General features: G+C 69.8%; 20 protein-coding genes. 8 read left to right on the top strand and 12 right to left on the bottom strand.

The window, feature by feature from the left end:
- Positions 1–109: 109 nt before the first annotated feature.
- A complete protein-coding gene (locus tag ACFQSB_RS05510) occupies positions 110–1,615 on the bottom strand; it encodes an alkaline phosphatase PhoX (RefSeq protein WP_380824657.1) in 1,506 nt (501 codons plus the stop codon).
- Between the two features lie 437 nt (positions 1,616–2,052).
- A complete protein-coding gene (locus ACFQSB_RS05505) occupies positions 2,053–2,751 on the bottom strand; it encodes a class I SAM-dependent methyltransferase (RefSeq protein WP_380824655.1) in 699 nt (232 codons plus the stop codon).
- 173 nt (positions 2,752–2,924) lie between these two features.
- Here ACFQSB_RS05505 and ACFQSB_RS05500 point away from each other — a divergent pair, with 173 nt between their 5' ends.
- Complete coding sequence (locus tag ACFQSB_RS05500; protein WP_380824653.1) at positions 2,925–3,875, top strand: WD40 repeat domain-containing protein; 951 nt, start codon at positions 2,925–2,927, stop codon at positions 3,873–3,875.
- 248 nt (positions 3,876–4,123) lie between these two features.
- Here the strand turns inward: ACFQSB_RS05500 and ACFQSB_RS05495 are convergent, their stop codons facing one another.
- The 4 genes from ACFQSB_RS05495 to ACFQSB_RS05480 all read right to left on the bottom strand — a co-directional run bounded on the left by ACFQSB_RS05495 (position 4,124) and on the right by ACFQSB_RS05480 (position 7,502).
- Positions 4,124–4,729: a GNAT family N-acetyltransferase gene (locus ACFQSB_RS05495; RefSeq protein WP_380824651.1), complete on the bottom strand. Its 606-nt coding sequence runs from the start codon at positions 4,727–4,729 to the stop codon at positions 4,124–4,126.
- A gap of 170 nt (positions 4,730–4,899) precedes the next feature.
- Entirely contained in the window at positions 4,900–5,799 is a 900-nt protein-coding gene (locus ACFQSB_RS05490) for a hypothetical protein (protein ID WP_380824650.1), read from the bottom strand.
- A gap of 200 nt (positions 5,800–5,999) precedes the next feature.
- Positions 6,000–6,551, bottom strand: coding sequence for a chloramphenicol phosphotransferase CPT (gene cpt / locus ACFQSB_RS05485; RefSeq protein ID WP_380824649.1), 552 nt, complete (start codon positions 6,549–6,551; stop codon positions 6,000–6,002).
- Positions 6,552–6,635: 84 nt separating this feature from the next.
- Positions 6,636–7,502, bottom strand: coding sequence for a calcium-binding protein (locus ACFQSB_RS05480; protein ID WP_380824647.1), 867 nt, complete (start codon positions 7,500–7,502; stop codon positions 6,636–6,638).
- 487 nt (positions 7,503–7,989) lie between these two features.
- Here ACFQSB_RS05480 and ACFQSB_RS05475 point away from each other — a divergent pair, with 487 nt between their 5' ends.
- Positions 7,990–9,180, top strand: a complete 1,191-nt coding sequence (locus tag ACFQSB_RS05475) for an alpha/beta hydrolase family protein (protein WP_380824645.1) — start codon at positions 7,990–7,992, stop codon at positions 9,178–9,180.
- Between the two features lie 184 nt (positions 9,181–9,364).
- On the opposite strand, the gene ACFQSB_RS05470 is transcribed toward ACFQSB_RS05475, so the two are convergent.
- A complete protein-coding gene (locus ACFQSB_RS05470) occupies positions 9,365–9,826 on the bottom strand; it encodes a MarR family winged helix-turn-helix transcriptional regulator (protein WP_380824643.1) in 462 nt (153 codons plus the stop codon).
- An 87-nt stretch (positions 9,827–9,913) separates the two neighbouring features.
- On the opposite strand from ACFQSB_RS05470, the gene ACFQSB_RS05465 reads away from it, so the two are divergent.
- The 5 genes from ACFQSB_RS05465 to ACFQSB_RS05445 all read left to right on the top strand — a co-directional run bounded on the left by ACFQSB_RS05465 (position 9,914) and on the right by ACFQSB_RS05445 (position 14,165).
- Positions 9,914–10,288, top strand: a complete 375-nt coding sequence (locus tag ACFQSB_RS05465; RefSeq protein ID WP_380824640.1) for a VOC family protein — start codon at positions 9,914–9,916, stop codon at positions 10,286–10,288.
- Between the two features lie 246 nt (positions 10,289–10,534).
- Positions 10,535–11,248 carry a hypothetical protein gene (locus ACFQSB_RS05460; protein WP_380824639.1) on the top strand — a complete coding sequence of 238 codons (714 nt, stop codon included), beginning with the start codon at positions 10,535–10,537 and terminating at the stop codon, positions 11,246–11,248.
- A 327-nt stretch (positions 11,249–11,575) separates the two neighbouring features.
- Positions 11,576–12,439: a hypothetical protein gene (locus tag ACFQSB_RS05455; protein WP_380824636.1), complete on the top strand. Its 864-nt coding sequence runs from the start codon at positions 11,576–11,578 to the stop codon at positions 12,437–12,439.
- Positions 12,440–12,618: 179 nt separating this feature from the next.
- Positions 12,619–13,167, top strand: coding sequence for an RNA polymerase sigma factor (locus tag ACFQSB_RS05450; protein ID WP_380824635.1), 549 nt, complete (start codon positions 12,619–12,621; stop codon positions 13,165–13,167).
- Positions 13,164–14,165, top strand: a complete 1,002-nt coding sequence (locus tag ACFQSB_RS05445; RefSeq protein ID WP_380824633.1) for a hypothetical protein — start codon at positions 13,164–13,166, stop codon at positions 14,163–14,165. Before ACFQSB_RS05450 ends, ACFQSB_RS05445 begins: the two co-directional genes overlap by 4 nt.
- 14 nt (positions 14,166–14,179) lie before the next feature.
- Here the strand turns inward: ACFQSB_RS05445 and ACFQSB_RS05440 are convergent, their stop codons facing one another.
- Positions 14,180–14,728 carry a YciI family protein gene (locus ACFQSB_RS05440; protein ID WP_380824632.1) on the bottom strand — a complete coding sequence of 183 codons (549 nt, stop codon included), beginning with the start codon at positions 14,726–14,728 and terminating at the stop codon, positions 14,180–14,182.
- A 168-nt stretch (positions 14,729–14,896) separates the two neighbouring features.
- Here ACFQSB_RS05440 and ACFQSB_RS05435 point away from each other — a divergent pair, with 168 nt between their 5' ends.
- Positions 14,897–15,517: a DUF6461 domain-containing protein gene (locus ACFQSB_RS05435; RefSeq protein ID WP_380824630.1), complete on the top strand. Its 621-nt coding sequence runs from the start codon at positions 14,897–14,899 to the stop codon at positions 15,515–15,517.
- A 245-nt stretch (positions 15,518–15,762) separates the two neighbouring features.
- Here the strand turns inward: ACFQSB_RS05435 and ACFQSB_RS05430 are convergent, their stop codons facing one another.
- The 4 genes from ACFQSB_RS05430 to ACFQSB_RS05415 all read right to left on the bottom strand — a co-directional run bounded on the left by ACFQSB_RS05430 (position 15,763) and on the right by ACFQSB_RS05415 (position 18,926).
- Complete coding sequence (locus tag ACFQSB_RS05430; RefSeq protein ID WP_380824629.1) at positions 15,763–16,095, bottom strand: YnfA family protein; 333 nt, start codon at positions 16,093–16,095, stop codon at positions 15,763–15,765.
- Positions 16,096–16,404: 309 nt separating this feature from the next.
- Complete coding sequence (locus ACFQSB_RS05425) at positions 16,405–16,851, bottom strand: MerR family transcriptional regulator (RefSeq protein WP_380824628.1); 447 nt, start codon at positions 16,849–16,851, stop codon at positions 16,405–16,407.
- Positions 16,848–17,126 (bottom strand): hypothetical protein, encoded by a 279-nt coding sequence (locus ACFQSB_RS05420; protein ID WP_380824627.1) that lies wholly within the window; start codon positions 17,124–17,126, stop codon positions 16,848–16,850. The genes ACFQSB_RS05425 and ACFQSB_RS05420 overlap by 4 nt, the downstream gene beginning before the upstream one ends.
- 750 nt (positions 17,127–17,876) lie before the next feature.
- Positions 17,877–18,926, bottom strand: coding sequence for an aldo/keto reductase (locus ACFQSB_RS05415; protein ID WP_380824625.1), 1,050 nt, complete (start codon positions 18,924–18,926; stop codon positions 17,877–17,879).
- Between the last annotated feature and the right edge of the window lie 33 nt (positions 18,927–18,959).

Below are 18,959 nucleotides of genomic sequence, written 5' to 3'. Positions count from 1 at the left end.
ACGCGAAACGGCGCCGCCCCCGCCCCGAAGGGAGGAGACGGCGCCGCGTCAGCGCGCCGGCCGGCCGGTCAGCCGGCGGTGGCGATGGTCAGGTGGTGGCCAGTGGCGATCAGTGGTGGTCGTGACCGTGGTCGCCGTGGCCGTTGCCGTCGGACGGACGGCGCCACGGGCCGGTGATGGCGAACACGTAGCCCGGGGTCTGGATGTTCGCGAACAGGATCCTGCCGTCCTGGCTGAACGTCGGGCCGGTGAACTCGCTGTCGTTCAGCTCGTTGCGGGCCATCGGGTACGGCGTGCCCTGCTTGGTGACGCCGACCAGGTGCGAGACGCCCTCGCCGTCCTCGGCCAGGATGACGCCGCCGTACGGCGAGACCGTGATGTTGTCCGGTCCGTCGTAGTCGGTGTCGGCCTCAGGGTCGGGGTTCACGCCGAAGATGGTCTTCAGCGTGATCGTCTCGGACTCGGGGTCGTAGAACCAGACCTGGCCGTCGTGCTCGTTGACGCTGCCGTCGTCGTGGCGGGCGTAGCTGGCCACGAAGTAGGCGCCGCCGTCGGCGAACCAGGCGCCCTCGAGCTTGCGGCTGCGGGTGATCTGGTCGTCGGTGAACTGCTTGCGCACCGAGACGGTCTTGGCGTCGCGGTCGGGAACCGCCACCCACTTGACCTTGTACCGGGTGCCGGGCTGGGTGGCCTCGGACAGGTCCTTGATGTGCTTGCCGCCCTTGTAGGCGCTCAGCGCCTCCAGCGTGCCCGCGGTGTCGCCGCCGCTGGTCAGGGCCAGCGCCCGCAGCGCGCCCTTGCGGGCGTGGAAGCCGCGCGGCGGGGTCCAGCGGTAGTAGAGCCCGTTCGGGCTGCTGGCGTCCTCGGTGAGGTAGATCTCGGAGTTGCGGGGGTTCACGGCGACGGCCTCGTGCGAGTACCGGCCGAGGAACTTCAGCGGGACCGGGTTCTTGTTGGCGTCGCGGTCGAAGGGGTCCACCTCGAACACGTAGCCGTGGTCCTTCTGGAACGCCCCGCCGGCGCGCTGCTCGGTCTCCTCGCAGGTGAGCCAGGTGCCCCACGGGGTGATGCCGCCGGCGCAGTTGTTGTGCGTACCGGCCACGCTGACGTACTCGCGGACGCGGTCGCCCTGCTTGTCGACCTCGATGTTGGTCGTGCCGCCGTGCGCGCCCGGGTCGTAGGTGAGGCCGTCCAGCGCCGGTACGCCGTAGGGCTCGCCGCCGCCGATCTCGTGGTTGTTCACCAGCACGAAGCCGTGCGGCGCGCGGAAGCAGCCGGTGCCGTCGGCGTCGCTCGGGGTCGGCTCGCCCGTCTCCAGCAGCGTCTTGCCGGCCTGCGCCACGATCTTGTAGGAGAAGCCGGGCGGGAGCGCCAGCAGGCCGGCCGGGTCGGCGACGACGGCGCCGTAGCCGGTCGCGCCCTTGGCCCCGGTCTGCGCGAAGGCGGCGGGGCCGGCGATCGACTCCACGCTGCCGGCGATGGCGATGCCCAGACCGCCCACCGCGCCGGCGCGGAACAGGTCACGGCGGGAGAGGCCGCGGCTCGACACGTCGCCGTCGGACACGTCACCGCCGGTCGCGCCGGTCGCCTCGTGGCGTGACATCGAGGAGGTCATGAAAGCACCTTTTCCATTCGCATGGTGTGTAGACCTAATGGACCCAAGCCGCTACATATGAACGCTTCCTCCCCTGATGCGGACTTATTGGTTAAGGAACAGCTAACGTCCCCTACGTCCCGATGACCATGACACCGGGACAGAGCGGGACACGCCGCCGTCCCGCACCAGAGCGGACACGCCTTCGTCCGCATCGGGACGGGACGCGCCTTCGTCCGCATCCGGACGGGACACGCCTTCGTCCGCACCTGGGCGGGACACACCTCGGTCCACACCAGCGCGGGACACGCTTCGTCCCGCACTTCCAGCCAATCAGCTACCCGCCCGGGTCATCAACCCTCCGCCGCGCCGTGTTGCCGCTGCCCTCCGGCGCCGCGAATTCCCCTGCCTCGCCGAAAGCACCAGAGAGCCTCGTTCGTGCGGCGACAGGTCATCAATCACGCTTTTATGCAGGTATAGGCGCCATAGGCACCCGCCTGGAACCGGCTGTCCACGATACGCAGGCCGACCGCGGCGATCATGGGTTCGAGCAGCCAGCGGAAGGTGCTGAACTCCGTGCGCACGTGCTCGGCGTACTCCTGCGCGGTGTACCCCTCCGCCGGATCGGACACCGCGCCCGCGAACCAGCCGTCGAACACCCGCCCCGCCTCGGAGGGCTGGAAGTCGTAGATCAGATCGTGCAGGCGCAGCACGCCGCCCGGCCGCAGCAGGCCCGCGATGCGCTCCAGCGCGATCGCCTTGAAGAAGTCGGGCAACTGGTGCAACGCGTTCCTGGTGTAGACGGCGTCGACCGGCGGCCCGGCGTGCTCGTAGGTCAGGAAACCCGCCCGGACGAGCTCGATGTTGGACAACCCGGCGTTCTCCGCACGCCCGCGCAGGGCGTCCTGCATCACGGGAGAGACGTCCACCGCCACCACCCGCCGGAACCGCCGCGCCGCGGCCAGCGTGAACTGCCCGGTGCCCGCGGCGAGATCCACCACGGTGGCGTCCTCGCCCACCCCGTGCTCGGCGAGGACGGCCAGGTCCGCGGAGGGGTCGGGATACCCCTGCTTGCGGTCGTAGCCGGTGATGAACTCGGGGTCGAGATGCTCATGGCCCGCGTAGGCCAGCTCGTCGATCATCCATGCTTCAGCCATGCGCTGATCCTCGCGAACGCCCTCGCCTGGACGCATCTCCTTTTACCCGGGGCCTTTCACACGGGGCCAGATCGGGCCTGTCGCGCCGTAGAACGCGATCCGAGCGAACTCATCGGGACGGACGAGCGTCGAACAAGGGCACACGGACAAGACCACAGATGATGAGGCACCTTATGAACCGATACCTGCCGCTCGGCGCCGTCCTCGGCGCCGCGCTCCTCGCCCCCCTGGCCGTCGCCCCGGCCTCGGCGAGCACCACCCCGCTCTCCCCCGCCCGATCGGCGCCCACCTCCACGACCGCGGCGGCGAAGCCGGCCCCGATCAAGGGCGTCGCCGTCTACGCGCGGTTCAACCGCGGGTACGTCGTGACCCGCTTCGAGCCCGGCAAGGGCCCCATCCGGCTGGGGGTCACACCGGAGACCGGGCAGTTCTCCGCCTCCCCCGACGGCAGGAAGATCGCCTGGATCACCGGGCTGGGCAAGGTGCAGGTGAGCGCCGCCGGCAAGGTCACCACCCTCGCCAAGGGCGCCGGAGCCAACGCCCCCTGCCTGACCCCGGTCTGGTCGCCCGACTCCGCCAAGGTGGCCTTCCTGCCCAGCAGTGAGAGCGACGCCTCGCCGGTGGCCATCGCCGGCGCCGCCGGCGGCGGCACGCGCAAGGCGGGCACCACCATGGGGGTCTGCCACCTGGCCTGGTCCGCCGACGGCCGTTACCTGGCCGGGTACGCCGGCACCACCGACGGCGTCTACCGGCTCGACCTGCGCGCCCGCACGTCGGTCAGGGTCAAGGGCGTCAAGCTCGCCAACCACGTCCAGAGCCTGTCGCCGCACGGCGAGCGCGTCGTCGTGGCGACCCTGTCTCCCAAGGACCCCGGCGGCGACGGCGGCTGGCCCGTGTGGTTCCGCCCGACGATCGTCGACACGACCACCGGCGCCAAGGTCCCGATCGCGGTCCGCGGCCGTCTCATCGGCGCCCTCTACCTGCCCGACGGCCGCCTGGTGGTCCGGGTCGCCGGCTCCGGCCACAACACCCTGGTCGTCCTGGACGCCTCCGGCAGGCAACTCCAGCGCCTCGCCGAACCCGCGCAGGCCCGGACCCAGGCCCTCCTCCAGATCGTCCGCTGACCTGGCCCGACCGGCTCATGCCCGACCGTCCGCTGACCTGGCCCGACCGGCTCATACCCGGCTGGCCCGTGCCCGACCGGCCCGTGCCCGACCGTCCGCCGCCCCCGAGCGACCGGGTGCGGGCGACGGCCCGGGTGAGGGCCGGGACAGGCCGGCACGGGCGGGTATGGGCGAGTCGGTCACCCGCGCGGCGCGTACATCATGACCAGCACGCCGACGCGAGTGGGGGGAGACGGACGCCGCTGTGGTCAGGCCGGGAGTGCCGTGGCCTGGGAGAGGTGGGAGGGGTTGACCAGGGCGTGCAGGTGCATGTCGTGCCAGCCGTCGGGGTGCAAGATGGAACTGCGTTCGGTGCCCTCCAGGGCGAAGCCGGCCTTGAGCGCGAGACGGCAGGAGGCGTCGTTGAGCGTCGAGTGGTAGAGGTACAGCCGGTGGAGGCCGATGCCGAAGGCCCAGGTGGTGAGCGCCCGCACCGCCGTCGTGGCCGCGCCGCGCCCCCGGGCCGCCGCCCGCGTCCAGTAGGCCACCTCCGCGTGTCCCCAGAAGAGGTCGAAGGTGCGGAACGCGACCCGGCCGAGCACCTCGCCCCGGGGCGTGACCACCGCCCAGTGCGCGCTGGACTCGGCGCGCCAGCCCTGCGCGTAGCCCTCGATCATCTCTTCGGCCTCGGCGAGCGACTCGACGCTGCGCGCGTGCCAGTGCTGGATGTCCGGATCTTGGAAGGCATCGACGATCGCGGGCGCGTCCGCCGCCGTCCAGGGCCGCAGCACCAGATCGTTCTCCGACGACAGCACCGGTTGCGGGGCACGCTTCAGCGATCCCGGCACGACGACCGCGGGCACAAGGCTAGGCATCGCGCTGCACTCAACCCCAATCAAGGTCCACATCGGTTCCGGCGTCCGTCGACCTGGCCGGCCGCCTCCGGGCCCTCAGGCGGCCCAGAGGCTTAAGACGTCCGGCAGGTCGTCAAACAGCCGGCAGGTCTTCGGGCGGCCGGCGGGTCTTCAGACGTCGGGCAGAACGATCAGAAGATCCAGTCCAGCAGGCCGCCGCCGCTCTCGCTCTGGGTCGGGCTCGGCGCCGGCGGCGGGGGCGCCTGCGTGGTCGGCGGGGGCTTCGGGGACGACTCGGGGTCGTCCTCGATCCGCGGATCCTGCGTCTGCTGCGGGCGGCCGCTGGACCTGGGCGACGGCCGCGGCGAGTGGACCCGGGTGCGCGTCGGCGTCGGCCGGGACGTGGGCGGGCGCGTCTGCCGTCCCTGGCCGGCCGTCGGCGTGGGCGTCCCGCTGGGGGGCTCCGCGGTCTCGCCGGTCCCGGCGGTGGGCTCGGTGGCCGGGTCGTCGATGCTGGGCCCGGCACTGGGGGTGTCGGTCAGCGCGGGGTCCGGCTGCTCGACCGAGGGGCACTTGCCGGGGGCCGAGCAGGCCGCCTCCGGCTTGGAGCCGACCGAGGTGGACACGATCCAGCCGCCCGCCACCGCGAGCAGCACGATCGCGGCGATGGCGACGATGAACCCCTTGTTCTTGCCGCCCTTCTCCTCCGCGTCCGCCTCGCCGGTCCACCCCGAGCCGAGGAAGCCGCGCTCCCCTCCGCTCTCGGTGTCCCATTCCTCGTGACCTGGCCGCTCAGGGTCCTCGGACCGCTCGTCGTCGAGCACCATCTCCTCGCCCTCGCGGCGGTAGAGATAGTCGAATTCTTCGAGACTCTCGGGCCGCTCGTCACCCTCGGCCCACTGATGGTCGGCCCGGTCAGGGTCGGACGCCTCGTCGTCTGGGGCGTGAGCGGGTTCGTGTCCGGGCGTCCAGCCGTCGGACAGCACGTCACCGCCCGGGCGCACCGGTTGGTCGTCCCGGTCGATGCCCGTGGGCCCCACCTGCTGGAGAGGATCCTCTTCGTGGGATCTCGGGTGGCCGTCGCGGTCCATGCCGAACCTCTCTGCTGTGAATCCTGGCCGCACAACACTTAGCAGCTCTGACTCCGCCTTGTCCGGAAACTCCACATTATTCCCGGAGGCCGCAATCTTCCCACCGGTCACAGCCGTCACAGACCCCTGGTAGATGGCGAAGCCGCAACGATTGGACGGCGACTCGAGATCCGCCCGCGGCTCGCGGCCAGGCTCGGTGTCTAGAGGGGTTCGCCGGATCGCCGCACGCGATCGGCGATGATCTCCGCGCACGCCAGGGACCCGGTCCGCGTGGTGTCCACCTCCACGTCATAGACCATGCCCTCGTGGACGATCTCCGCCTGCGTCACCGCCATTCCCGGGACCCGGTCCCCCCTGGCCCTCTCGCGCTCGGCGGCGACCGCGCTGTCGCACCTGACCCCGACCCACAGGACCTCCAGTCCGCCGAGAGCCGCCTGCCAGCGCCGCTGGGTCGCCGCTCCGCCGAGGAAGACATCGTCGATGATGACCGGGGCTCCGGCGCGGGCCATCGCGCCGATCCCCTCCATCCACGCGGTCTGCAGCGCCATGAACTCCGGCCCGACGTTCACTCCGCCGTCCTGGTCGAACTCGATTCCCGCATCCGACGCCCGCATGGACGCGGGCATCGCCTCGATGAGCGAGTCGACCCCGAAAGCCAGCCATGGCCGTGGCAGGACGGCCTGCAGGCGCCGGACGATCTCGGACTTGCCCGCGCTGGACCCGCCGTTGAGCACGATCACCTGAGTCGTCACGGCGTACAGGGTAGAGACCCGCCCGCGGGCTGTGAAACCGTTTTCGACCGGCGCCGCCCTGCCGCGCCCGATTCGATCACGGCACTAGGTCACGATCTCCGTGGTCTCGCAGCCGCTGAAGGTGTCCACCGTCTCCAGCAGACCTCGCAGGTCGGAGGTACAACGGTCGGCGCCGGCGCCCCCGTCGAGGGTGCCGCCGCCCCTGCCGGTTAGCCGGTCGTCGCCGCCCAGGCCCTGGATCAGGTCGTGGCCGTTCGACGCGTCGATGACGTTCGGGCCCGCGTCGCCGATGAGCACGTCGTCGGCGTTGGTCCCCTCCAGGTTCTCCACGTCCGCGGCGATGGTGTCGCGGGCGCCCGCGGGCCCGTCCTCCGAGCTGCCGTCGTCGCCGGTCGCACCGTCGAGATCGGCCCGGACGCCGAGCCGGTTCGACACCTCGGAGTAGGCGACGGTGTCGGAGCCGGCGCCGCCCCGCAGCAGGTCGCCGCCGAATCCGCCGACCAGCGTGTCGTCGCCCGAGCCGCCGACGAGCCGGTCGTCACCGTCCCCGCCCATCAGGCGTGCGGCGAGGCCCGTGGAGTTGGTGATCACATCGTCGCCGTCCAGCCCGCGGACGACCATCGAGCCGACGTTCGCCGACGCGCAGCGCGCCTCGTGCGGGGTCACCAGCGTGCACCCGGCGCCCACGGTGAGCGTGGCGGTGGGATCGGCGACCGTGAGGAACCCGCCGGCCGCGCTGACGGTGATCTGGTCGTCCACGCCCACGGGGGCGTCGTACTTGAGGACCCCGGCGGACCGCACCACACCCGGTTGGCAGTCGCCGTAGCAGGGCCGCGCCGCCATCGCGGGCCGCACGGACAGAATCGCCGGCAGGGCGGCCAGCGCCGCCGCGCCGCCGAGCACCCGCATCACGCGACGGGAGACGCGGTGGTTTCGATCACGCCCGGACATGCGCTTCTCCTGACGACGGGGACGACGAAAGGCGATCGTCGTCGCGGGAGTTCTGCGTGGGGGTCATCCGTCACCACGGCCTTCCGGGTGACCTGATGGACGTGCCTTCATGTGCGCCCCTCTGATCGTCCTGAAACGGTGCCCGTTCAGCACCCACCCGGTAGGCGTTCCACCGCGTTCCACCACGCTGGTGTCAACTGCCGCTCCCGAGATCGCCGTCGTGAGACGCGCAGGGCCGATCCGCGTGAAGGGCCGGCGATCGGTCGAAAGGACTGCTCGGAAACCGTGCCGACCGCACCTTCGGTCGATACCGGGGCCGTCCTGAACTCGCAAGATCGCTCCATGCCCTACGACGATTCCGCTCCGGCCCAGCGCACCGAGCGCCTGACCGAGCACGACGAGAGTCACCCCCCCCACCGGCCCCGGTCCGAGCAGGAGAAGGCCGCGGGCCGTGGCCGCGCGAGGCGGCCACGGCCCGCGAGGCGGCTTGGCCGCCGTTGCCGGACTGCTCGCGCTGGTGGCCGCCACCTCCTGGGCGCCCGCGTCCGCCTCTGCCTCCGTCCCTGTCTCCGCCTCTGTCTCCGCCTCCTCCGCCGGTCCTTCGGCCACGCCGAGCGGCGCCCCGTACCTGCCGGCGCCGACCGGTCCCCATCCGGTCGGCACGACATCCCTGTACCTGAAAGACGCCTCCCGCCCCGATCCGTGGGTCCCCGAGGCCGGGGCGAGGGAGCTCATGGTCTCCCTCTGGTACCCGGCGACGTCGCGGAGCGGCCCGCGCGCGCCGTACGTGACGCCCAAGGAGTCGGAGCTCATCCTGCAAGGCAAGGGAGTGACGGGCGTCCCCGCCGACGTGCTGAGCAGAACGCGGACCAACGCCCACACCGACGCGAGACCGGCGGGAGTCCGGCGCACTCTCCCCCTCGTCGTGCTGTCTCCCGGCTTCACCGACCCCCGGAGCTCGCTCACCGCCCTGGCCGAGGAGCTGGCGAGCAGGGGCTACGTGGTGGCCGGCATCGACCACACCTACGAGACCTTCGCCACCACCTTCCCCGGCGGGCGGCTGACCACCTGCGCCGCCTGCGAACTGGAGACCGACGACTTCGGGAAGAAGGCGGTGGAGAACCGGGCGGTCGACGTCTCCTTCGTGGTCGACGAGCTGACCGGACCGCACCCCGCGTGGCAGGGCGCTTCGCTGATCGACCCGTCCCGGATCGCGATGGCGGGCAGTTCCCTCGGAGGCGCGAGCGCCGCCGAGACCATGCTGAACGACCCCCGGGTACGCGCCGGGATCAACATGGACGGCACGATGTTCGCCCCGATCTCCGCGAGCGGAGTGGCGCGGCCCTTCCTGTTCCTGGGCCAGACGCTGCACAGCCCGGGCGGCGAGGACCCCACGTGGGACCGTGACTGGGAGCACCTGACCGGGTGGAAACGCTGGCTCGTCGTGGCCGGAGCCGTGCACGCGTCCTTCACCGACTATGACCTGCTGGCCCAGCAGATCGGCGTGGACCTCGGCGGCGACCTGTCCGCGACCCGCACCGTGGAGATCACCCGCCGATACGTCCGCGCCTTCTTCGACCTGCACCTGCGCGGCATCCCGCAACCCCTGCTGAACGAGCCGTCCCCCCGTTATCCCGAGGTCGAGTTCTGCGCTCCGGAGACCGCGACCTGCCGGTAACGGCCCATCCCCCGCGCCGGCGGTCCCGCACGCGCCCACGAACCTGCGCGCCGGCTCCGGGGCACCGGCCAACGCGACGCAAGGCCGGCACAGGACGCGGCATCAGACGCGGCGGTCAGACAAAACGCAGCACAAGACGCGACACAAGACCTGGCCGGCCGGCCGGCCGGACGCGTCGCGGCGGCTATGCGCCGACGTCGTCGGCCAGGCGCCGCAGATAGCTCGCGAACCGCCGCCGGTCGTCCTCCGGCCACGAGGCCGTCAGCTCATCGAACGCCTGGCGCTGCCATCGCCTGGCGCTCGCCAGCAACTCCTCCCCGCTCTCGGTGAGCCGCAGGCAGGCGCGGCGCCGGTCGCGTTCGGAGGCGGCGCGGGCGAGGTAGCCGGCTTCGACCGCGTCCCTCACCATGCGGCTGGCGCCCGAATGGTCGAGCCCGAGCTGGTGGGCCACGGTGCCCACGGTGACCACCGCGTCCTCCCCGGCGACGGCGCGGGACGCGTTCGTGACCACGGCCTCGACGACCAGGATGTGCTGCACGTGACGCGACTCGCCGGTCAGCTCCTCCGATGCGCGGCCGGCCCACCTGCGTGACCAGAAGCGCACCAGGCGGAACAGCGCGGGTCCTCCGTCGTGCCCCTCTCTCATGCCCTCACCCTACGGGCGGTTGCGTGCGATTCGCACATATGATTATGTGCGAATCGCACGCATCTCGATCCTCCTGAAGGGCTCTCCATGACCATCGTCATGAACCACCTGATCGTCCCCGCCACCGACCGGACCGTGGCCGCCGCCTTCTTCGCCGACCTCCTGGGCCTGCGGGTCGGCCCGCCCGCCGGGCCGTTCACGCCCGTCAGGGTCAACGACGACCTCACCCTCGACTTCGACGACCGCCACCGGCCCCAGCCCGGCCACTACGCGTTCCTGGTCGACGACGACACCTTCGACGCGGTCATGGAACGGCTCGGCCGAGCCCCGTCGGTCGACTACGGCTCCGGCCCCGCACACGGCTGGGACCGCGACATCAACCACCTCGCCGGCGGCCGAGGCGTATACGTCCGCGACCCCGACGGCCACAGCTACGAACTCTTCACCGCCGTACCCGAGTGACCGCCACCGCTTGGCCCACCTTCTACCGACCCCCGGCACCCGAGGCGCCCTCCTCGACCGTCGCAGGGAACCAACAATGAGGTATGGCGGGGATGATTCCCCCATATTTGGACACCACGCAACCTGATAATCCAGCATGGATATCGGCCACAACGCACGGACAGCGCCGGACCGCTTGAGCCACTAAACTGAATATCGTCCCCCTTATCGAGAGCCGACCCGGCGGTCATCCTCCCCGGAGGCAGCGTGCGTCAGCGTGGAATCACCCATCTCAGATGCAACGCGTCGAATATTCTCGCCGCCATCGTCCTCGCCACGACCGGTTGTGCCGCCTCCACCACGCCGCCGAACAGGAGCTGCGACGAGGTCGCCGTCGGCAACGGGTCCTCGGCGGGCGGCATCGGCATCAGCGGGAAGTTCGACCTGACCATGGCGCTGGCCATCGTCGACCCGCCGGACGGTGGTGGCACACCCGAGATCGAATGGAAACCCGTCTACTCGATCGCGAACCTCACCAAGAACAGGATTTGCATCGTCGACATCAGCACGACATTCCCCACGAACCGCGACAAAGCGGGCGCACTATTAGCGCTGAAGACAGCCAGAGGGACGCGCCAGGTCGACATCTACCAGAACAACGCGGCGGTCCTTTCCCGGACGCCTTCGGTGACGCAACGGCCGCCTTTCGCGCTTGAACCGGGCGCCACCGTGCTGGTCCGCTTCCACCAGTACCTCACCCTGACCGCCGACGGGCGGGACGTCCCGTTGAGAACCGACGAAGACCTGTCGGAGCGCCTGGGGCCGCTGTTCCGGCTGAACCGCCTGGACGACGGCAGCTACCACTGTGTCCCGCAGTACCCATTGAAGGTCACCGTGACCTCCGACATCGGCACGTCGACCCAGGAGGTGATCAACGCGATCATGCCGGACGGTTGCGGGCTCATCTTGCCGACCGGCTGACGGCAGGTCCGATGACGAGACGACCGCCACCACGGAAGACCCCACCGCGCCACGGACCCATTCCCCGGCAGGGCTTACCGTCACCCCGCCCGAAGACGTCCCCTGACCAGCGCCACCGATCTCCGGTGCTCCGCCACCTCCCCTTCGTCGCGGCAGTACTGCTGTTCTCCGCGGCCCGGGCGATACTGCGGCGGGCGGCCGGCCGGACGCCGCAGGCCGAAGACCCCGCCGACGCCGAAGACCCCGCCGCCTCCCGCACCGGCGCCACGTATCCCGGCCCCCTCTCTGAAGCCACCCCCCGAACAGCGACGGCAGGTCCGCTTTCCCGTGGCCGGCATCCTGCTCCTCACAACCGCGGTGTCGCTGTGTGGGCTGGCCTGGGCGCTGTTCGACGCGGGACGTCCCGGCGCACCGTTGTCCCCACATCTGCGCCCGGACTACGGGTTCGACAGCGACGTGACGATCTACCTCCCCCGCGAGGCCAAGCTCACCGAGTCCTCGCTCAACGTCTCCTACGAGAAATCCCAGGAGCCCGGCCATCAGGACGAATGGACGCAGTCTCTGGCGCTCTACTGGGACACCGCGCGCGCGAACCCATTCCCGGTCATCCTGGAGTTCCGCGGCGGCGCCCGTATCGACCGACCTCGCATCGGTGAGACGAAACTCCAGTCGGTCGAACTCGGCGACCGTCAACTCGTCCTCCTGGACGACTCCCGCCGGCTCACCGGCGAGATGCGCATACCGCCGATCAGCGCCGAGAACTCGCGGATCGCGTTCGCGTCCCCGCAGGTCGGTTCCCAGATGCAGTGCACGGGGCTGGCCGCCGCCACCCATAACGGGAATCTGTCCGGCCTGACCTTCGCCGAGTGGGACCGCATCTCCAGCGCGTGCGACTTCACCGACTTCAAGCGGTACACGCAAATGGTGCTGATCCTCGACGAGGCGCCACTGCGGGTGGACTACCTCAGCGTCGATCCTGTCGAAGCGGGCAATACGCCCGGCTTCAGCTGGAAGAGCGAAGGCGAGCTCGCCACCCTGCAGGTCCGCGCCAGCTACGTCGACGTGAACGGCGAAGCGATCGCGCAGCGCATGCTGTTCCTCTCCGGCGTCGTCATCGGCCTCGCCGCGGCCTGCGCTCCCAACGCCATCCACTCCATATCCACCTACATCCACCGCCGCCACCGCGCCTGACCGGCCCCTCGACCTCCGCTCTTCCACCTGTGGCCGCTTGGCCGCGTCAAGACATCCGACTTCCCGCGTCCCGACGCGAAATGATGGCCCTTCTCTCTACATAGGCACAGATGTCCGTGGACCGCGCCATGAGGAGAGCAGCATGAGAATGCCAACGAGACCGGAGATGGGTCCAGCCGGTGGGTGGTGAGCGGGCCAGGTTCGAGTCCGTGTACAGGGAGACGTATGGCCGGCTAACGGCGTACGCGGCCCGGCGCTGCGACTCACCGCAGGATGCGGCGGACGTCGTGGCCGAGACCTTCGCCATCGCCTGGCGGCGGATGGGCGAAGTGCCGGACGGCGGACAGGCCACGCTGTGGCTGTACGGCGTGGCGCGCAAGGTGCTGGCCAACCACTATCGCGGCGAGGTGCGTCGCCAAGCCCTCAGTGTGCAGCTCGACGCCGAACTGGCCGACGTGTACCAGGCCGCGCCCGACAGCGAGGTCGAGCTGACAGCGATCAAGCAGGTCTTCCTCACCTTGCCGGACGCCGATCGGGAATTGCTGTCCCTGGTCGCCTGGGAAGGGCTGGACCGAGAGCAGATCGCCACCGTGCTCGGCCTGTCGCGCAACGCCGTACGCATCAGACTCCACCGCGCTCGCAGGCGCTTCGCCCGCGCGCTCGCCGAGGCTGACGTGCGGTTCAGACCGGAAGGCCGGCTGATCCCGGCGGAGGAAGGGCAGCTGTGAAGCACATCGACGACATCGACGTGATCACCCGTGCGCTGGCGCGGGTGGAACCGGGCGCGCCGGGTGGGGGCGCGTCCGACACGGGGGCGCGGGAGCTCCTGGCGGCGATCACCGCCGAGCAGCCCGGCCCGTCCTCCGACCAGCCCGGCCCGTCCTCCGCCCGTCCCCGCCGGCGCCATGCCCCACAGCTGCTCATGGGGTTGGCGGGCGCGGGCCTGCTCGCCGCGGGCATCGTGGTGGGGCCGAGCCTGCTGGAGAACGGCGGCACCCCCTCCTACGCGGTCACCGAGGAACCCGACGGCGTCGTGTACGTCCAGATCCGGGATTTCCGCGACCAGGCGGGCCTGGCGAAGCGGTTGAAGGAGCTCGACGTTCCGGCCATCGTCGACTACGCACCGCCCGGCAAGTGGTGCAGGGAACCGCGTGGAGCCCATGTCCAGGACATTCCCCGCGGCCTGTACTCCGTGCCGGAGAACATCCCCGGTGAAGAGTCCGGACAAGGCTGGCAGATGCGGATCGACACCCATCTCTTCAAGCCCGGCCAGACGTTCGTCTGGACGATCAGCGACCATTCCACCAGCACGATCCTGATGAGCGGCCCGGTCGCCCCATGCGTTCTCGTGCCCGACACGTCACACGAGCCGCGGATGATCAAGTACGAGTACCGGACGGCGACCACGAAGGGCGGCTCGCTCGCCGATTTCCGGGTGGACGAGAAGACCGTCGGGGAGGTTCTACCCGAACTCAGGAAGCGCGGGTTGAAGGTCACCTACCTGATCATGGCGGTCGCGCCGGACAACCCCGGCGGCTATAGCGAGGTGCGCACGCAGACCAATCCCGTCGGCGATGACTGGATCGTCTGGGAGGCGGAGCAGCCCGACCGCGATCCGAGAGCGATCCGCCTGCTCGTCACAGAGAAACGCTTCGACACAAACCCCGTCTACGGCGGCCCCCGGGACCGCGTCATCAAGGAACAGCCCTCTACCGGTCAGCCATGACACATTGCTCACCGTCACCCCCGCCCGCCGAACTGCCAGTCGTGGACCTCGATGTCGGCGTAACGGTCCGAGGTCAGGACCGCGCGTGCCGCTTCCGGGTCCGGCGCCCGGATCAACAGGGCCGTGCCCAGCCAGGTGGTGCCGTCGTCCGACAGCAGCGGCCCATACGCGATCAGCTCGTCCTGGCCGAGGGGCGGGACAAGGTCGGCAGCCTGACCAGAGCCGAGCCCCAGCACCAGGTACCGGTCGCCCCCGTCTCGGCCGCCGGAGAAGTCCCACATGGTGCGCCCCAGCACGTTCTGCCACCGACGCAGCATCACATCCCGGTACACGCCGGCCTGGTAGTTGGGCTCGTCGAAGACGAACGCACGCGCAGTGGCGAGATCGGGCAGGTCAACGATGTGCACGCTGCCGGTGGCCGTATCGCGGCCACGATCGAGGGTCGGGCCCCGGGCGATCATCTCCGCCGCGTACCGGTCCATATAGGACCAGTGCTCTTCCAGCAGCTCATCGCGCAATGCCGCGGAGTCACGCCGATCCCGGTGGTAACAGAAGAACTCCATACGCAGAGTACCTATCATGGGCAACACCGATGCTTCATTCTGATTCATCCGCGCCAATGGCGATCGCTGCACCAGGTCAAAAGCCGGCCGACACCCTCGTACAGGCCGCGACACACAATGGCTGACCCCCGTCGAATCGGCGCATGATCAGCGACTGGAAGAGAGGCAATGAGCATGCAGTCGAGAACACACCTGTACGACCTGCTGGAATCGACCCTCTTCACCGAAGGTCTCGACGACCACAATGACCTCTGGTCGCTGGGATTCTGCGCCGTATGGGTACAGGGGGTGGACATCGCGACCATCGCATCCCACTTTTCACTGGACCCCGGCACTCGCACCCCGTGCTACCTGAGCGAGATCCTCGATGACGCGATCGACGACGGTTCCCTCTGGGTGGCCGAGGTCGGCGACTGGACTTGTGTCCTGCCCGCACGTACCGACGCCGCGTTCGTACGATCCCTCGCCGCCGGCGGCGGGCAAGCCCTCAGCCTCGACATGGACATCAACAACAACGCCCTGTTCCAGTACGCCCGCGATGGACGCATGGTCGTCGCCTTCGAACCCAGATGCCCAGGCGACCGGCTCGGCGACGATCCGCACGCGCTCGATCACCTGATGGAAGGATTGCGCTTCCAGATCAGCGGGGACGAGCCCACCGATGATCGGGTTGATTCGGACGAAAGCCTGGCTTCGGCATTGGAGCTCATCGGACGGGTCACGCGAACGGACATAGCCGCCGACTGGTTCGAAGCGCAGCACTCCCGTATGAGATCCATGTCCCCTTGATGCTCGCTGAGCATGCACCTTCCGACAGCGGCAGTACAGCAACCCAACCCGTCATCCGCGCCCTAGCGGTCTGCGAGTCGTCCGGCCGGACATCGCCTCGCATGCTCGTAGCGGACTCGGCCGCGTATTGGCCGCGACGCCCCGCAGAACGCCGCTGATGACCACGAACAGCCGGACACACAGCAAGGAGGCTTCGCCGTGTTTCCGCTGGTGACGGCGGCGTGGGTCGATCTGTTCGGCTGTGGTCACCCGCGTGGGGCGTACATGATGACCAGCACACCCAGCAGGCAGATCGCCGCCCCTATGAGATCCCACCGATCCGGGCGGAACTTGTCCACCACCATGCCCCACACCAGCGACCCCGCCACGAACACACCGCCGTAGGCGGCCAGGATGCGGCCGAAGTCGGCATCCGGCTGGAAGGTGGCCACGAGCCCGTAAAGGCCCAGGGCGATGAACCCGGCGCCGACCCACGGCAGCCCGCGTTGTTCTCGAACCCCCTGCCAGACCAGCCAGGCCCCGCCGATCTCGGCGAGCGCGGCGACCACGAACAGCAGAAGGGAACGCGCGACAGTCACAGCCGTGACTGTAGAGGGTCGCTCACCGAGTGCCGACGGGTCTTCGCACTGTGGCAGCCGCAGCCGTCTCCGCCTGCGCATGCAGTGGCCCGCCTGCGGCTCCGGAGGAACCACGCCAGTCCCCACGCCGGCACGGCCACGCCCGCCAGGCCCACAGCCACCATCGGCATCACATTCGTCAGCGCCACAGCTCCAGCGCCACCGATCACCCCTGCCGCCGGCAGTACAGGAAGCACACAGCAAGCGGCGCAGGCCAGTGCGGCCAAGCCCGTCACGCCGGCCGGAAGCAGTCGCCGGCCTCGGCCGGGATCAGTTGGCGTCGGCATGCTCGCCCCCGTCGGCCACGTCCGAGAACGGCAGCGGACAGCACGGACTCCCCGCACACGCCACCAGGTCGTCACACCCGGCATCCACCGCCTGGACGAGCGTCTCGCGAATCGCCTGAAGGTCGGCGATCTTCTGTTCCACCTCGGCCAGCTTGGCCGACGCCCGTACCCGCAAACCCCGATCCGGTCTGCCATGACGATGTGCGACCGCCTCCACCAGGCCGGCCACCTCGTCCAGCGTGAAGCCCAGCCGTTGCGCCACCTTGATCACACGAAGAACCGTCACGGTCTCCGGCGGATACAGCCGGTGCCCTCCGTTGCTCCGCCGCGGCTCCTCCAGCAGGCCCCGCCGATGGTAGTAACGCAACGTCTGGACGTTGACCCCCACCGCCTCCGCGACCTCTCCCGTACGCAACCACTTCCCGCTCACGACGCCACCCGGGGAGCCGCCTTGACCGCCTGAGCCGCCAGCCCATCAAGCACACGGGCGTGAACCGCGGGCACCTCGACGTCCAGGACCAGGCCCTCACCGTCGCCGGCGAAGGTGAAGACGAAGAACGAGCAGCAGGCCGACTCACGCGCAGCCAGATCCCTCGCGGCCTCCTCCACCCGCGCACCACCACCCAGCACCAGCCGCAGACGCGTAGACGTCACACGCTCCAGCCGGCGCAGCGCCGAGGCGAACAACTCATCGAACTCCGCCACCCTCAACGGCCGTTCCTCCGTCGGCAGCGTGCATGCAGCCGGTGCCCACCCCATGAGCCCTCCACGTGCCAAGACCGCCCGACTCTCACGCGAGCGACCCCTACAGCTCGACGGTAGGCCCGTACCCCGGTACAGGTTGCAACCCCAAACCATGCCTCCGGCGGGGGCCTCGGCTCCGGGTAGGAAACGGTGCACGCCAAGGGCCGTACGTGGCCGAGGTGGAAGCCTGATCGTCCCGCCTGCCCCGACCCAGGCAAGCCCAGCAGACCGACTCCTCCGGCTCAGGAAACGTGCGCGTCCGCGCGGGAATCGCGTCTTGATCGCGTGCCAGATCTCACGGGAAACAGCGGGGAATCATGGTCACTCAGGGGCGATGAAACGAGGAAGCCCTCGACCACATCTCTGCTGGTAAGGGGCCCTCTCTGCTGGTGTGGCAGGTCCAGGGTTCGAACCGGGGCAGGCTGAGCCGACGGTTTTACCGTCTCACCGCGAAAACGCGTCTACCCCGGCCCCTGAATCTCAGATCCAGGGTTCTTCACTCCGCCAGCCCTCGTCTCAACTTCGGCAGTAGGTCCTTACGAGAGGCGTACCCGGGGATTGGTGCCTAGTCCCGCAGCGGGCCTCTTTTCGGCCGACGCCGTCCCTGGTCGGTCATTGCTCCTTCCACGAGCTGCCTACGGCGACGCGCGCGGCCGGCCGGTCGTGCCGGCCGCTCCCAACACCAGGATCGTGTCGCGTACGGTTCCTGGGTTAGCTCGCGGCGCGGTCGCCGAGCAGGCGGCGGCGCAGCGCGAGGTCGGTCAGGGGTGCGGGACTCCAGAGACCGACAGGGTGGTAGACGTTGGTGCCGGGTGGCACGAGCTCGTCGATCCGGTCGAGCACGGCGTCGTCGAGCGCCAGTGAGGCGCCCTTCAGCAAGCTCTCCAGTTGCTCCATCGTGCGCGGGCCGAGGATGACCGAGGTGACCGCCGGGTGTGACGCGACGAAGGCGACGGCCAGCTCCGGCAGGGTGCAGCCGACCTCGTCCGCCAGCTTCACCAGCTCCTCGACGATCTCAAACTTGGCTGCGGTGGTCGGGACCGACGGGTCGAACCGTTCCGGCGCGAGCGCGGCGCGGCCCTGCGACATGTCGACCTGCTGCCCCTTGCGGTATCGGCCGGTCAGGAACCCCCAGCCCAGCGGGCTGTAGGTGAGCACGCCCATACCGAGCCGCTGCGCAGTGGGAAGGACGTCGCCCTCGATGCCGCGGGCCAGGATGTTGTACGGCGGCTGCTCGGTGCGGAAGCGGTACAGGCCGCGCTGCCGAGCCACGTGGTAGGCCTCAACCGTCTCGTGCGCTGGGAAGGCCGAGCTGCCGAAGGCCCGGATCTTGCCCTGCCGTACCAGATCTGTCAGTGCGGAGAGGGTCTCCTCGATGTCGGTCCGGTGGTCGGGACGGTGGATCTGGTAGAGGTCGATCCAGTCGGTGCGCAGCCGCTTGAGACTCGCCTCGACCTCGCGCATGATCCAACGCCGCGAGTTGCCGCTGCGGTTGGGCCCGTCCCCCATCTGGAAGTGCACCTTGGTCGCCAGCACCACCTCGTCGCGCCGGCCCTGCAGCGCCTTGCCCACGATCTCCTCGGACTCGCCCGCCGAGTACATGTCGGCGGTGTCGACGAAGTTGATGCCGTGGTCGAGAGCGGTGTGGATGATGCGGATACTGTCATCGTGGTCGGGGTTGCCGGACGCGCCGAACATCATGGTGCCGAGGCAGTGGGTGCTGACCTCGATGCCGGTGCCGCCGAGGATGCGATATCTCATACCTCGGACCGTAGAATCTAGAGCCGACTCTAA

Source organism: Sphaerisporangium rhizosphaerae (genome assembly GCF_042665155.1).
GTDB lineage: Bacteria > Actinomycetota > Actinomycetes > Streptosporangiales > Streptosporangiaceae > Sphaerisporangium > Sphaerisporangium rhizosphaerae.
The sequence above is the reverse complement of the archived record's forward strand: the minus strand, read 5'-3'. Positions and strand labels throughout refer to the sequence as shown.

Coding starts and splice junctions, on each gene's coding strand:
- ACFQSB_RS05435 (WP_380824630.1), top strand. CDS start 14,897: ATGAGCATGCAGTCGAGAACACACCTGTACGACCTGCTGGAATCGACC.
- ACFQSB_RS05415 (WP_380824625.1), bottom strand. CDS start 18,926: ATGAGATATCGCATCCTCGGCGGCACCGGCATCGAGGTCAGCACCCAC.
- ACFQSB_RS05505 (WP_380824655.1), bottom strand. CDS start 2,751: ATGGCTGAAGCATGGATGATCGACGAGCTGGCCTACGCGGGCCATGAG.
- ACFQSB_RS05490 (WP_380824650.1), bottom strand. CDS start 5,799: ATGGACCGCGACGGCCACCCGAGATCCCACGAAGAGGATCCTCTCCAG.
- ACFQSB_RS05480 (WP_380824647.1), bottom strand. CDS start 7,502: ATGTCCGGGCGTGATCGAAACCACCGCGTCTCCCGTCGCGTGATGCGG.
- ACFQSB_RS05440 (WP_380824632.1), bottom strand. CDS start 14,728: ATGGAGTTCTTCTGTTACCACCGGGATCGGCGTGACTCCGCGGCATTG.
- ACFQSB_RS05495 (WP_380824651.1), bottom strand. CDS start 4,729: ATGCCTAGCCTTGTGCCCGCGGTCGTCGTGCCGGGATCGCTGAAGCGT.
- ACFQSB_RS05510 (WP_380824657.1), bottom strand. CDS start 1,615: ATGACCTCCTCGATGTCACGCCACGAGGCGACCGGCGCGACCGGCGGT.
- ACFQSB_RS05470 (WP_380824643.1), bottom strand. CDS start 9,826: ATGAGAGAGGGGCACGACGGAGGACCCGCGCTGTTCCGCCTGGTGCGC.
- ACFQSB_RS05465 (WP_380824640.1), top strand. CDS start 9,914: ATGACCATCGTCATGAACCACCTGATCGTCCCCGCCACCGACCGGACC.
- ACFQSB_RS05500 (WP_380824653.1), top strand. CDS start 2,925: ATGAACCGATACCTGCCGCTCGGCGCCGTCCTCGGCGCCGCGCTCCTC.